This window comes from Paenibacillus barengoltzii G22 (assembly GCF_000403375.2).
Lineage (GTDB): Bacteria > Bacillota > Bacilli > Paenibacillales > Paenibacillaceae > Fontibacillus > Fontibacillus barengoltzii.
In genome coordinates this window covers 677,614-692,252 of the sequence record NZ_KE159652.1, presented here as the reverse complement: position 1 = coordinate 692,252, position 14,639 = coordinate 677,614, and the positions used below count along the sequence as shown (strand labels likewise).

Sequence of the window (14,639 nt, the reverse complement as noted above, 5' to 3'; positions counted from 1 at the left end):
TTGTACGATATGACAAATTATTCAAGAACGACTAGCCCATAAGTAAGGAGTGGTGATAATGAACAACACCCGTTGCGCTGTACCTGGACCCGACTTGGAAAAGAGTGGATTCTACTACACGCTGTCCGTTATCGGCGGAAAATATAAAATGACCATCATGTACTTACTCGCAGAGCATAAGGTTTTACGACACAATGAAATCCACCGGTACTTAGAAACCGTCTCCTATAAAACACTAAGCGTTATGCTGAAAGAGCTTATGGCAGATGGCATTATTTCGCGCAAAGAGTACCCCCAAATACCACCGAAAGTGGAATATTCGCTAACCGAGCGGGGACAATCCCTCATTCCGATCTTAAACATGATGTGCGATTGGGGAGAACAGAATCGAGAGAGTTACAACTTCACTAAAAACTCCAAGTAATCTTTCACTCCCTTTTCTATTTCTTCTGTACTTGAAGAATATTCTTCACCCGGGACGAGCTCAGCACCGTAAAAAGCAAAAAACGAGCGATAATCCGCATGGCAATAATAGCGGAAAGTGGTCTCAAACGGTGTCAGCAGCTGCTCCAGCGTGTAATGATATCGGCCGCTTTCCTGATAATCGCTCTGCCGAATCCCTGCGGTTACTGCCAAAGCTACCTTTTTCCCGTGCAGCTTGTCTCCCCCGTTTCTGCCATAGGCCCAGCCTTGGGTTAGCACTTCATCCAGCCACGTTTTAAGAATAGGCGGGCAAGAGAACCATTGAATCGGGAACTGCAGAACGAGATGATCGTGAGCCTCGACCAGCTTCTGTTCTTGGTCCACATCTATTTTCCCATCTGGATAGGCGGAAGTGAGTTCATGAACGGTGTATTTTTCGGGATCTTTTCGCAGTTCTTCGATAAACCTTTTGTTAATCACAGACTTCGAAATGTTGGGATGTGCCACAATGATAAGTGTTTTCATGGAGAACCTCCTGTTCTTGTTTTGAGGATTATTTTATTCGGGTTGAAAAATATAACAAGAACGCACTTTCAGGTGGGGTACTTACCCAAAGGTAAGGGAATGCCAGCAACTCCTTTACTCGTATTTTTTGTCATAAGAACTGCTTTCCATCAAAACCTGTTCAGATCAATTCTCAAATCAAATTGAATAAATATGAATTTTTTTCCTCCTTTAGCAAACACTACATCACAATTCGTAAAGGAGGCAGAGTATTATGTGTCAACGGTTTTCCATGGCAGCGGAGCTGCCGGAGGTTCAGGAGCATTTTCAGATCGGACGGGTCATGTGTTATTATAAAAATCGCTTTAACATCAGCCCCACACAGCCCACGCCGGTGGTGCTACAGCAGGACGGAGAGCGGGTGCTCGACGAATTCCGCTGGGGGCTCGTTCCTTATTGGGGCAAAGATGCGGTGAATGCCGATCTGCGAAACGTCCATCAGAATCCGACGTACCGTCGGCTCATCAGCACGCAGCGTTGCGTGATCCCCTGCAATGGCTTTTATTATTGGAAGAAGGACGGCAAGAAGGAATATCCCGTGCGCGTTGTGCTGAAAAACCGCGGTATCTTTGGGGTCGCCGGCCTGTACGAAGTTTGGCGGGATACGCGCGGCGAGCCGCTTCGCACCTGTACCCTCGTGATGACAGAGGCAAACCCACTGATCGGGGAGTTTGAAAGCCGGATGCCGGCGATTTTGTCCCCCGAAGACATGACCCGGTGGCTGGATGAAGGGATTAGTGATCTCGACGCGCTGGACCCGATCCTGCGGCCGCATGCAGCGGAAGAAATGCGTGCCTACCCGGTGACACCGCGGATCGACAACAACCGGTACGATTCCGATGAATGCATCCGAGAGATGGATTTGGAGTTAGCTTGGGTGAAGCGCTAAGCGGATAAGGTCGACATCGAAAAAAATGCAAAATCAGCTCTTGGACGATTGTGTCCAGGAGCTTTTTAGTTTGCTTTGAAGTTGTCCATCCCCTTCATTCCGCGTTATCGGCAATGTGACCGGAATCACCTTGTCGCTCTTTTCACAGCGTTATCTTCAAATAGAGAGGGATTTGAGGACCTGATTGTGCTGGGCTACAACAGCAAGGGCTATGCCGCGCAGCATCTCAAAGCGGGAGCCGCTCTGTGGCCAAGGACTATTTGAGCGCGGAGGGACGTTTGCTAATTGACAAGCTAAATCCGGTGATCTATGCCGGGGATGGAGTTCACAAGGGGTTCCGGTTTTTGCAGGAGAGCTGACAGCACAGCGGTCACCTAGCAGCAATTCCTTTCGCGAAAAAAAGCTGCTTCTTCGCTTCTATAGCGAGGGAGCAGCTTTTTGATTTACTCATCTATCAGCCAACGCCTTAGCACGTTCGCGTGATTATACACCGGGTCCTTGGCGGCATACAGCAAGGTGACCGGACGTTCACGCGCGATATCGCGGATCCGGTCCGCGAGTACAGCACATTCCGGGCGGCTACTCAATTCCCGCAGGTAATTGGCGCTAAAATCCGCATACCGTTCCATTCGGTGCGCGAATTCCTTGCGCAGCTCCGGGCTCGGGGCGATCCCCTTCATCCACTCGTCAATCGCCGCATCGGCCTTGGCCATCCCGCGCGGCCACAGACGATCCACAAGGATGCGATAGCCGTCTTCGGGAGCCGGTGGTTCGTAGATCCGTTTGACCCGGATCTGCTCTCCAAGCGTCGTTGTCGGGCGGGATGAGCCAGTCTTCGCAAATTGCCGCACTTCGTCAGCCGTTGGCATGCCTGCCTGGGCGCCGAACTTCGTCACGGCCAGCGCGGAAGCTTGCGATGCATATTGTATCGCCTCCTTCAGGCTTTGTCCCTGAACGAGAGCGATAGCCAACGCAGCGTTAAAACAGTCGCCGGCCCCTGTCGTGTCCACGACAGAAACAACATGTCCCGCCACAGTCCGAACTTCCCCAACCTCATCCAAAAACGCCGATCCTTCGGCGCCTAACGTCGTTACAACCTGGGCCGCACCTAGTTCCTTCAGTCGTTGCATCGCCATGCGGATAAAGTCGCTGTTCGTGTGCGTTGTGTGCGCTGTGTTCGACTTGTTCAATGCGCTCGATGGACTCGACATGTCCGTCACGTCCGTTGCCACTGTTGTGCCCGTCGCGTCTGTCGCCACCGTTGTGTCCGTCGCATCCGTCATGCTCGCCCCTATCCCGGCGTACCGCACCAACTCCGTACGATTCGGCGTGATATAGTCGATATACCCGTAAATCTCCTGTGGAAGTTCTCGAGCCGGGGCAGGGTTCAAAATCACCTTCTTGCCCAGCGATTTGGCGATCCGCGCTGCATAGAATACGGTTTGCACCGGAATTTCCAGCTGGAGCAGTACGATATCGGCTTCCTTCAGCTTGTCCAAATGCTGATCGATATCCGCCGGAGTCACTTGGTCGTTAGCTCCGGGAACAACCAGAATGCTGTTATCACCATCGGCAACGTAGATCGAAGCAACGCCCGTTGCCGTATCGGCCAGCCTCTTGACGCCGCTGACATCAACACCTTCCTTACGCAGGGCGGCCAGCAGATCCTCTCCAAAATTGTCCGCTCCAACCGCACCAATCATCGAGGTACTCGCCCCCAAACGGGCTGCGGCAACCGCCTGATTTGCCCCTTTACCTCCCGGAATAAAGCGAACCCGATCGCCCAGCAGAGTCTCCCCGATCTGTGGAATCTGCCGCGCCTCCACCACAATATCCATATTCAAACTGCCGATCACAGCCACCTTAGGTTGCGTCATTTTCATAACTATCCGCCCTTATCTTGGTTTCTGCCCTCAAGTTTATGCCAGATGCGTCCTTTCAGCAAGTTGCTATCTCATCGTTGTCCAGGTCCTTTTCCACCATTATCCCCTTCAGTCAGAGGGCTGCGACCTTATGGTCATCCCTCGCATTTTTACATCATTATGTATCTGAATCAGGTTGAAGTAAATTCCAATCGTTCGATTGAATTGATTTAATAAAGCATAACTCAAACAAGACAATCCCCTCCACCACCTGAACCAAATACACTCCTGAACCAACGGGATAATGGTGGAAAAGAGGGGCCAGCGGGCAAAAGGTTCCTAGTAACAAAACAATCGCGCCCCCTAGGCCCCGGTCATTTTGAATTCAGGTCCTTTTCCACCATTATCCCCTTCAATCAGCGGGCTGCGACCTTATGGTCATCCCCCATTTTTACATCATTATGTATCTTAATCAGGTTGAAGTAGATTCCAATCGTTCGATTGATTTGATTTAACTAAAGCATAACTCAAACAAAACAATCCCCTCCACCGCCTGAACCAAATACACTCCTGAACCAACGGGATAATGGTGGAAAAGAGGGCTCCGAAGGCAAAAGGTACTGTGTAGGTGCGGTGCACGTTCAGATTCAGATTCAGGTTCAGGTTCAGATTCTGTTACAGTCACAGTAAAGGTACATCAATGACACATTAAAGGTGCAATACAATGCACGGTGAACAAACAACCGGGACCCTAAGGCCCCGGTCGGCATGTGTAATACTATAAAAACTGTACCCGCTTGTTTAATGCGCCAGGCGGAACCATAAACGCTTGAGCCCGCTTGAACCCAACCGGCGCCCCGCGCACGATGGTCAACGCTTTGTAGTATTCGATGAAGGGGAAGCCGGATGTTTCACCGCGAGCATAAGCGTATACATTCATCGCTTTGACCCACGTTTCATAGGCTTCATCCGGAATATCCACGAACACCTCCGGCTGGAAGTCGTACGGGTCCTCCCAGTTGTCGGCATAATAGACCGGGCCGGGGTAGTGATTGGGCAGCGCCCGTTCGATCGTTTTCAGCGCCGCATAAAACCGGGCATCCTCAACGATGTAGTGTGTGTTCGAATGATCTTTATGCATCGAGCCCTTCCAATGCGTAATAAGAAGCGTCGGCTTCACTTCGCGGATGACATCCGCAACCTGATATTTCACCTCTTCATCAACTGGCAGCTCCGCATCCTTGTAGGCAAGAAACCGTACGTCGGCCCCAACGATTTCGGCGAAACGGTGGGCCTCTTCGATTTTTTGCTTCGCATAATCGTCTGGGGACAGCTTAGGATGCCCCTTCTCGCCTGGCGTCAAGTGCAGGAAGGTCGCTTTATGCCCCGCCTGTACGTATTTTGCAATCACAGCCCCCGCTGTTAAATCCATATCTCCGGCATGTCCTCCGATGGCCAAAATATGTTGCGGCTTATCCATTTCCATAATTAGAATCTCCCTTCAAGTCGTAGTATTGTTCGCAAACCGTTTGCAAACCTATATACTCGCCATGCCTATTCTTTCAACCCTGAGTTCATCATGCCGCGAACGTAATATTTTTGCAGAATGATAAACACGATGAGAATTGGCACCGTTGAGATGACAAGTCCTGCCATCAGAAGCGGTTGGGTTAAAGTAGGATCCAGATGATCCTTCAGCATTTGAACGCCAACAGGTAAGACCGCCAATTCCGGATTGACTGAGTTAATAATTAACGCCCAAATGAACTCGTTCCACTGCCCGATAAATTCAAAAATCGCCAGAGTCGCTAACGCAGGTCCCGTCATCGGCAAAATGAGCCGAAAATAAATACGGAACTCTGATGCACCATCAATACGGGCAGCTTCCAGGTAAGCGTTATTGATCGTCATAATAAACTGCCGCATCAGGAATATGCCGTACGCACTTACCGCAAAGGGGAGTATCAAGGACAGGATCGACGTCGTCATCCCGCCTACGCCCCCGTTACCAAAGAGATCGTTACCACCTACCAATGGAAAATGCGTCATGATGTAAAAGTTCGGGATAAAGAACAGAAAGCTCGGAATCATCATCGTCGACAAAATAAACCGAAAGATCCCATCCCGTCCGCGAAACCGCAGTTTCGTCAGCGCATACGCCGCCATCGAGCTCGTCAGGAGCACCAAAATGGTGGTGATAACGGATTTGAGCAGGCTGTTTTTGAACAGCAACCCGATGTTTAACGATTCAAACGCCAGTTTGTAGTTGCCGAACTGGAACGTCTCCGGTAAAAAGCGGTAGTACAAGCTGTTATACTCCGCCGGCCCTTTAAACGAGCTGAAGATCATATCCAGGAAAGGGAACAGCATCGCGATCGAGCCAATGACGATGATGGTGAAGGAAACCCAAGGCTTTTTTCTCCGTCGCATTAGTAGCTCTCCACCCCTCCCTGTCTTAAAAATCGCATTTGGATCGCCGTAATGATCATGATGCACACGAACAACACAAACGCCATCGCGCTGGCAAGGCCCCAGTTACCAAAGGAAAACGCCTGCTTATACATCTCCAAACCTGCAACATTGGTAGCATCGCCCGGACCTCCGGTGCGCGTCATGACCATGGTCAACGTAAACGACTGCAGCCCGCCGATAAACGAGGTGATCAGTACGAAGGTGATGGATGGCTTCAGCAGCGGCAGCGTAATCCCGAGGAACACCTTCCACAAGCTTCCCCCTTCCAGATCCGCAGCCTCGTAGTAGTCCTCCGGTATGGCTTTGAGTCCGGCGGACAGGATCAGCATGGAACTGCCGATCCCGAGCCAGCCTCCAACCACAATAACCGACGTCAGCGCGGTGTTGGGGTCTTGCAGAAAGTTTTGCCGAGGGATACCTACCCAGGTGAACATTTCGTTGATCAACCCATTTGTTGGGTTGTACAGGTACAGCCAAATGTTGCCGATGGCGACAACCGTTGTGACCGACGGCAGAAAGTACAGCGTTCGCCATAGCCCTTCCCAACGCAGACGGGTGATGAAGTAGGCGACTGCCAATGCACAGACAAACGAAATCGCTACCGTGCCAAACGCAAACGTGAATGTGTTGGTCAAGATCGGATGCAGAAAGGTGGAATTCGCTGAAAACAATGTACGGTAATTGGCTAAACCTACCCACCGGATCGATGCAAGGTCAAAGCCGCCCCATTCCGTAAAGCTGAGGAACAGGGAGAATATAAACGGGATCACCAGGAAGATCGCGTAAAACACAAACACCGGCGTCAGGAACAAATAACCAACCAAGCCTTCTCGATATGCTAAACCTAGCTTCTGTTTCATTGGCCGGTCCCCTTATTGTCCCAGCTTCGCCTGGATATCCCTCTGGGCATTTTCAAGCACTTCTTCCTTCGTGGCTTTGCCTGCCCACATATTTTCTATCTGCTTATACAAAATGTCCTGGATTTCCGAAGCGGTGGCCGGGCTTTGTTCAGGATTGGCGTATTGCAGCGCATCAGAGAACGTTTTGGCGATCGGGTCGGCGGCCAGCTTGTCTTGGATCGTCTGCGAGGCGAGATCGGTTTTGCGCGCTGGTACCGTATTAAAGCCTTCGATCAGGAAGTTCCCTTCCGGCGTCATTCCGTTCTTCACCTCCACCGAGTTAAACCACTTGAGGAACTTCCACGCCGCTTCTTGATGCTTCGACTTAGAGTTGACGCCCCAGGCCCAGGTATAGGCCAACGAGCCTTGAGTTTGACCGTCCGGTGAAGGCAGCGGGGCTGCACCTACGTCGACGAAGCTGTCTTTCATGAGCGTTTTTAGGGAACCCGCCCACCAGCCGGCCTCAATTGTCATTGCCACTTGACCGGCGCCAAACGCCTTGGTCGTTTCGAACCCGATGTCGGAGATTCCGTTACTCCCGTAAACCTTCGAATAGAGGTCGATCGTTTGCTTCGCAGCTTCACTGTCGAGATTCGGCTTGCTTAAATCCTCGCTTAACAGCGTGCCTCCGGCTGTAGCCAGCAGGCCCATAAATGGCTGGACAACTTTACCGGCATAACCTCGCAAGAAGCCAAAACCTTGTACGGTGGTTTTGCCGTCCTTGTCTTTCTGCTCGATGGCCGAAGCCATTTGCAGCAATTCATCCCACGTTTTCGGCGGTGCTTCAAAACCTGCTTCCTTCAGCAACCGCTTGTTGTAGAACAGACCATATGCCTGCACTTCGGTCGGATAACCAAAGATTTGCCCGTCGATCGTTGCTGCAGCCACGGCGGATTCGGGGTAATTCTCTCTGATGTCAGCCGCAACATCCTCCGGTGCCGGAGCCAGCACCTTATTCTTGGATAGCTGTCCGCCCCATAAGGTGTACGTATGGACAATGTCAGCCACTTGACCGGCGGTCTGCTTGGTCATCATCGTGCTGAGCAGTTGGTCAAATTCGACCGGCGTCAGCTTCACCTGGATGTCGGGGTTCTCTTTGTTCCATTGTTCGATGTAAGGTTTGAGGAAATTCTCGTTTTCACCGGTATAATGCGAGAGCAAGGTGAGGGTCACTTTCGAGGAGGAACTCGCGTTGTTGCCGGATGAACAGGCGGTCATGCCGATGGCGCAGACGATCGTTAAAAGCCAAATAAACGTTTTTTTCACGTTTCTCCCTCCCAGGATCGGACTTAGGATCGTGTTTGCTTGTGGCTGTTCTGTTTTTACGCAAAGCGGATGAGGTGTTTATGCGAGGGTCTTGACCATGATGTCGAAGGTTCTTGTCACCGAAAAACCGGTTTGTTTGTACAGGTGCCCTGCCGGGCTCTGCTCGCCGGTCCAGAGAAACCAGGCTCCGTGCAGCCCGTGGGCGCGCATGGTGTGAAGGCAGTGATGGAGTAGAATTTTGCCGATGCCCCGGCCGCGTTGATCCGGATGAACACCAAATGGCCCAAATCGTTCGCGAATCCCTTCGTACCCGCCAAACAGGCAGAAGCCGACAAGCCGGCCGCACTCACGGGCCACTAAAATTTGCTCCAGCGGCAACCCTTGAAGAATCCCTTCACGGATCGCGCGAGCCCAGTCCGGATTAAAAATCTCCAGATTAAAGCGGATTAATTCCGTCAAATCACTATCCTGCGCCGTGCGAAAAGTATAACCTTCCTCCTCCCTTTGCCGCTTCAGCGCTTCGACCTCGGGCGGAGTTTCATAACCCACCAGGCTGTAATCCATCGCAACGGCGGAGTACTGTTTGGTAAAGGCGTTTTTTTGTAGAAATGCCGCTCCTTTCGGGTATCCCGCTGCGTCGATGCCGGGCACGATGTAGTTCGGGGCGTAGGAAGCGAAAAACAGCTTCGTGCGGCCGTGCTCGCGTAAGAAGCGTTCAGCTTCAAGCAGCAACCGGCTGCCCACGCCCTGCCGTTCAAACCTGGGATCCACGAAGAAGAATGGAATCCAGCCGTTCTCCGGCTCCAGCTCTGTGCCGCTCATCGGAAGCTGCCGGCGCACCGCATAAACGCAGCCAACCAGCCGATCCGTCTCGTCGAAGGCGAGACGCAGGCCTTCTGGATCAAAGTTGGCGTCCAGCAGCACCAAATTCCGGAATCGCTTCGCCGTCACCGGGTCGAGGAGCAGCACGCGGTTCCAAAGCTCGACCAGCGGCCCTTCGTCGCCAGGCCGGTACCCCCGGGTTGCGATTTGTCCCATGATGATCCCTCCTGTTCTGTAGCGTTGAACTATTTTGAAATAAACTTCGCGATCAACGGTCCCTGTTGCCGCAGTTGCTATGCATCAGCAATCGCTGCGGCAACCGTGTTGTGAAACTTGGCACGCAAGCCGGCCACGGATCGATCCCTCCCGTAATGAACGCGATTGGTAAGCAGGACGCAAGCCAGCTCCAGTTCGGGATCGATGTAGAGGCTGGTGCCGGTGAACCCGGTGTGGCCGTAGGCCACCGGGGAGAGCAGGTCGCCGGCGGCGTCAAACGGATCGCCGCGCAGCACCTAGCCGAGGCCGCGGCAGCCGCCCGGCACGCCGTCCGTGCACGGCCGCGTGGCGGCTTCCACCGCCGCGGCCGAGAGCACTCTCCGGCCGGCGGCGGCACTGTAGCCGCGGCCGAGCCACAGCTCCGCGTACGATGCCAGATCGTCCGCGGTGGCAAACAGGCCGGCGTGCCCGCTGACGCCGGCCAGGGCCCGGGCGTTCTCGTCGTGGACGGGAACGCCCGCGGGGCCCGCGCCAACCGCCGTGCCAGGCTCGGCGGTTGAGGCGAGACGCCGGCGCACCTCCGGCGCCGGCGCCGTGAGGTAGCCGCTGGACGCAAGGCCCAGCGGCGTGAACAACTCCGCTGCCGCCAGCTCCGGCAGCGGGCGTCCCGCTACCTTGGCGATGATCTCGCCAAGCAAAATATAGCCCAGGTCGCTATACACCACCCTAGCGCCCGGGGCTGCCTCCGGCGGAGCCTGGCAAATGTAGTCCACGATCTCCTCCCGGCTGAAGCCGTGGGAGTGCAGATCGCAGAATGGTGCCAGGCCCGCCGTGTGCGTGAGCAGATGCCGAAGCGTCATCTGCTCTCCCCTCGTCCCTGACCGCCGCTTCGCTTCTGCGGCGGCCAGGGGCGAGAGATATATCGCTGCCGGATCATCCAGCCGCAGCTGGCCTCGTTCGGCCAGCAGCAAGGTCAGCGGCAGCGTCACCACGATCTTCGTCAGCGAGGCGCAGTCGAAGATCGTCTTAAACGAGACCGGCGTCTGCCCGGTGTCGTCATCCATGGCGTTGCCGCAGGCGAAGCGAATGCGCCTGCCGCGCCGGGACACGACCGCAACTCCGCCGGGAGTCTCCCCTGCGCTCACCGCTTCGCGCAGCGTGTTCCCGATCCATGGGACTCGGGCCGGGTCCAGTCCCATGGCTTCCGCCGCTTCCGTATCCTCGAGCCAGTTCACTTCGCTCATCTGCACCCCTCCTTAGCCTTACGTACGGGAGCTTACCCGTGTAATCCGGTATAGACAGAAGGCATTTTTCTACGATGGAGGCCAACTGATTTGTACCGGCATGTTCACCACCCCCGCTCTCTTAAATCAGCTGATAGTTTTGCTCTTAGGGCAATTATAAAGACGTTGAAATTTTATTTCAATAAGAAAATATATTTTGAAATTTAATTCCGCAAAATTGTCCAATACTTCTCTTTAATCAACATTTTTCGCCACGTTTTTCTCACATCAACTTAACGCAAAAAGCCAGAGTTCTCGCATCCGAAATGCGAGAACTCTGGCTTGCCTTAACAGCTATGACTTACATAGAAAATTTTCTACTTAAGCTTGATGCGGAGCCGAAGCTTGTGCAGCTTGCACCGCACCTTCCTCTCCGCCCTCTTTAGCACTTTGAGGAGTTGGTGCCTGGTTCGAGGAACGAAGCGGCAGCTCGCGAAGGAAGAAGACCAGCACGAAGGCCACAACGAGCACCAATGTACCTGTTAAAAATACAGTAGACAACGTCGTTCCCAAGGCATCACGGATGCCTTGAATCATCTGCGCAAACAGCGGCTGTGCATCGGCCGGCAAACTAGCTTGCGTTTGCTCCAGCAGCGGTTTGTTCATCAACGTCTGTGGATTCGCGAAAGCCGTCATTTGCTGAACTACTTGCGGGTCCATCTGGCTCATATCCGGTGCAGACGAGGATTGCAGCGCCTCTTTCAGGTTTTTCGTCAAGTTGTTGGACATTACCGTCCCCATCACGGCGATCCCAATCGTACCGCCAAGGTTACGGAACAATTGCGTCGATGCAGTAACGACGCCCAGCTCTTTATGCGGCACGGCATTTTGCGTAGCCAGCGAGAACACCGGCATCCCAACGCCCAGGCCTAAACCAAATACGATCATACTAAGAATGGCAACCGGTACACTGTTCATGAAAATCATAATGACCATCCCGGCGATCATGATCGGAACGCCAAACAAGGCAAACTGTTTGTATTTCCCTTTCTTAGCAATCATTTGACCAGTGATAGCACTCGCGACAACCATGACGATAGACATCGGCATCGTTACGTAGCCCGCATAAGTCGGCGAAATGCCCAACACGCCCTGTACGAAGAACGATAGATAAATCAGGGCGCCCATCATCCCGAAGTTCATAATAAAACCGATAATATTCGAAATCGTCACCACATCGTTTTTAAACAAATGCATTGGCAAAATCGGATTTTTCGCCTTTAGTTCCACGAATACGAAGATCAAACCAGATACGACCGAGGCCACAAGCAGGCCGATGATTTGCGTCGAACCCCAAGCGTAGGTTGTTCCGGCCCAAGAGAAGGCCAACAGCAGCGGCACAATCGTCGTCGTCATGAATAGCGAGCCGACATAGTCGATACTTTGGGAGCTGCCGCGTTCCATTTTTGGAAACAGCGACAAAATCATAATAAATGCAACGATGCCCAGCGGCAGGAAGATCCAGAACAGCCAGTGCCAATCCATGTGATCGACGAGGTAACCGCCCAAGGTTGGGCCGAGCACGCTCGAGAAGCCGAAAATCGCGGTCATCAGACCCATCCATTTCCCACGTTCCCGCGGCGGGAACAAGTCACCTACAGCCGTAAAGGCCGTCGATTGGATAATCCCGGCACCGATCCCTTGAATCCCGCGGTAGGCGATGAACTGGAACACGTTCGAAGATGTCCCCGTCATAAATGCGCCCACCATAAAGAGCAATATCCCAATCAATAGGAACGGCTTCCGCCCGTACATATCGGACAACTTGCCGACCAAGACAGTAGCAATTGTGGACGTCAGCAAGTAAATGTTAATCGTCCAAGTATAATAGTCCATGCCGTCCAGAATCGAAATGATTCGCGGCATGGCTGTGCTCACGATCGTCTGGTTAATGGCGGCGAAGAACATCGCTGCCATGATGGCGATCATGATCGAAACTTTACGTTTCAGTGATAAATGTTCCATGTAGTTTCTCCATCTCCATTATGATTTATTTTCTATATTTGCAAGCACCACGCCAAGAATTCGCCGCAAATGCTGTAGATCTTCCTCATGCAACTGATCAAAAATCCCCTCGAGCATCTCCTTCTGCCGCTCGGTGATCTGATTCATGATTTCTCTCCCCCGATCGGTAATCGAGATGTTGACAACCCGGCGGTCGTTCTCCCCGCGTTCACGGTTCACATATCCTTCCGTGACCAGCCGGTCCGTAATTCCCGTGATGGCTGCCGAGGTAATCCCCAAGCTCTCTGCAATCTGTGATACGGTATGCGTCCCGGAAGTATTGAGCATGTAGAGCATCTTATATTGCGGAAAACTAAGATTAAACTCGCCCCCGCGTTTGTTCCACTCCTGGGTGATCGCCTTGAACAGCATTCGAAACATCGAGGTAACTTCGAACAGCTCTTCTTTTTTCACCAACGTTTCTCTCCTCCTCCCTGCCTTGAGCCGTTCGATTCGATTAATTTCACAATTTAATTACTTTACTACTTAAATATTTTAGCGGTTAATAATATACTCCTTAATAATTTTCGCGTCAAGCTTTCGTCCAAATATACTTTTTGGCAACACAAAATGCAAAATGTTGTATACCCTGTCCTTCCTTTGCGCGCCCCTTTTGCACCATTATCCCTTTCGTTCAGTAATTGGGGATTTATTCATTTAATTTATAGGGGATCATTTCATCCGACCTTTTTAGAAAAAGATGGGGTTTGGAATATTTTTCTTGATAAACGAACATACGTTTGGTATAATGATAAAAAAGAGAACAAATGTGCGTATTTCTGATTGGTGGAGGGATCAGACATGGAGATCAGTACGAGTTCAGAGCTTCAATCTTTTAGCAGCCGTTTTCGAAGCGAAGCCGACTGTATCGAGGCGATTATCGCGATGAAATGGCCAAATGGCTTCGTCTGCCCGCGCTGTGCTTATACCGAGAGCACCCGTCTGTCCACTCGACATATTCCTTTATTTGAATGTGGAAGATGCAGTTATCAAGCCTCGCCTTTGGTCGGCACCATTTTTGAAAGAACCCATCTGCCTTTGGTGAAATGGTTTCAAGCACTGGAGCTGTTTCTGCTCCCGGATGGCATCTCGGCGCTGCGGTTGAGTCAGGTAATCCAAGTGACCTACAAGACCGCTTGGCTCATGCTGCACAAAATCCGTCATACCCTCGGCGAATGTGAGGCGAAGGTTTTGCTCTCTGGAGAAGTAAAGGTAAGCCGCGATCAGTATGGCACGGATACCAGACGCTTTCATCCAGCTTGTCAACCTTATGCCACCGCGGTTGTTACCGGCTGCACGGTCACGGAGACTGGTGAACCCGAGCGAGTGAAGATTCAACTGATTCCGCACAAAAGAGGAGGGGGCGAGCAACAGGCTGACCGGAGCGATCTTGAGGCATTCATCAACAAGTATGTCGATGGACAACATACCTCAACCAAGCGGTGGTTTCCTTTCGTTTATCGGATGTATCTGCCCTTGCGGAGAGTCGTACGACAAGCAAGAGACTCGATCCGACGCACGTATGTCGCGCTGGGAATAACGCATTTGCAGGCGTATTTGAATGAATACACCGTCCGCCGTTACCTGCGCATGACTTGTTCCGAGGAAGAGATACGCCAAAATCTGCTGCAGATGTGCTTGTCCATTCCTGCCATCCCTTACCGCCAGTTAATCGCACATCATCGGAACCATCCGTCCATTGCAACCGCAGCTTAAACCATCTTGCAACGGCTGCTTAATCTCTCGGCACAACAGGCATCGGGAGAATCCGTAATTCAGCATGCAGATTTGCACTCGAATCTATATCTGATTAATCATCTAAATATTTACTTTAATATACATTATTTATATGTATTATGATCTATATCGAAATCTACTTTTTGATCCATATTTTCATATACAAAAAAATATCAATATCTATGTTTACTCCTTTTCTATA

The 14,639-nt window shown here is 52.0% G+C and carries 12 protein-coding genes and 1 pseudogene; 3 read left to right on the top strand and 10 right to left on the bottom strand.

From position 1 onward, the window contains the following. The first annotated feature begins 58 nt into the window (after window positions 1-58). Window positions 59-424 (top strand): winged helix-turn-helix transcriptional regulator, encoded by a 366-nt coding sequence (locus C812_RS03280; RefSeq protein ID WP_016311262.1) that lies wholly within the window; start codon window positions 59-61, stop codon window positions 422-424. Here the strand turns inward: C812_RS03280 and C812_RS03275 are convergent. Continuing rightward, window positions 397-948, bottom strand: coding sequence for an NAD(P)H-dependent oxidoreductase (locus C812_RS03275; protein WP_016311261.1), 552 nt, complete (start codon window positions 946-948; stop codon window positions 397-399). The two genes, C812_RS03280 and C812_RS03275, sit on opposite strands and share 28 nt — an antisense overlap. Window positions 949-1,201: 253 nt before the next feature. Here C812_RS03275 and C812_RS03270 point away from each other — a divergent pair, with 253 nt between their 5' ends. Then, window positions 1,202-1,876 (top strand): SOS response-associated peptidase, encoded by a 675-nt coding sequence (locus C812_RS03270; RefSeq protein WP_016311260.1) that lies wholly within the window; start codon window positions 1,202-1,204, stop codon window positions 1,874-1,876. A 443-nt stretch (window positions 1,877-2,319) separates the two neighbouring features. On the opposite strand, the gene C812_RS03265 is transcribed toward C812_RS03270, so the two are convergent. From C812_RS03265 to C812_RS03225, 9 genes and pseudogenes are all read right to left on the bottom strand, one after another. Beyond that, window positions 2,320-3,753 (bottom strand): PfkB family carbohydrate kinase, encoded by a 1,434-nt coding sequence (locus C812_RS03265; RefSeq protein WP_341860316.1) that lies wholly within the window; start codon window positions 3,751-3,753, stop codon window positions 2,320-2,322. A 763-nt stretch (window positions 3,754-4,516) separates the two neighbouring features. After that, the gene (locus C812_RS03260; RefSeq protein WP_016311258.1) at window positions 4,517-5,224 is read right to left on the bottom strand and encodes a PIG-L deacetylase family protein; all 708 of its coding nucleotides are present in this window, start codon (window positions 5,222-5,224) and stop codon (window positions 4,517-4,519) included. 68 nt (window positions 5,225-5,292) lie between these two features. After that, window positions 5,293-6,168: a carbohydrate ABC transporter permease gene (locus C812_RS03255; RefSeq protein WP_016311257.1), complete on the bottom strand. Its 876-nt coding sequence runs from the start codon at window positions 6,166-6,168 to the stop codon at window positions 5,293-5,295. Continuing rightward, window positions 6,168-7,070 (bottom strand): carbohydrate ABC transporter permease, encoded by a 903-nt coding sequence (locus C812_RS03250; RefSeq protein ID WP_016311256.1) that lies wholly within the window; start codon window positions 7,068-7,070, stop codon window positions 6,168-6,170. The genes C812_RS03255 and C812_RS03250 overlap by 1 nt, the downstream gene beginning before the upstream one ends. A 12-nt stretch (window positions 7,071-7,082) precedes the next feature. Then, entirely contained in the window at window positions 7,083-8,375 is a 1,293-nt protein-coding gene (locus C812_RS03245; protein ID WP_016311255.1) for an ABC transporter substrate-binding protein, read from the bottom strand. Window positions 8,376-8,453: 78 nt separating this feature from the next. Beyond that, window positions 8,454-9,413 (bottom strand): GNAT family N-acetyltransferase, encoded by a 960-nt coding sequence (locus tag C812_RS03240; protein ID WP_016311254.1) that lies wholly within the window; start codon window positions 9,411-9,413, stop codon window positions 8,454-8,456. Between the two features lie 77 nt (window positions 9,414-9,490). Further along, window positions 9,491-10,612: pseudogene (locus C812_RS03235) on the bottom strand (serine hydrolase domain-containing protein). A gap of 405 nt (window positions 10,613-11,017) precedes the next feature. Beyond that, window positions 11,018-12,661, bottom strand: coding sequence for an MDR family MFS transporter (locus C812_RS03230; RefSeq protein ID WP_016311252.1), 1,644 nt, complete (start codon window positions 12,659-12,661; stop codon window positions 11,018-11,020). Window positions 12,662-12,679: 18 nt separating this feature from the next. Then, on the bottom strand, window positions 12,680-13,114 hold the full coding sequence (locus tag C812_RS03225; protein WP_379401793.1) for a MarR family winged helix-turn-helix transcriptional regulator: 435 nt from the start codon (window positions 13,112-13,114) through the stop codon (window positions 12,680-12,682). Between the two features lie 387 nt (window positions 13,115-13,501). On the opposite strand from C812_RS03225, the gene C812_RS03220 reads away from it, so the two are divergent. Then, entirely contained in the window at window positions 13,502-14,416 is a 915-nt protein-coding gene (locus C812_RS03220; RefSeq protein ID WP_016311251.1) for a transposase, read from the top strand. Window positions 14,417-14,639 lie beyond the last annotated feature (223 nt).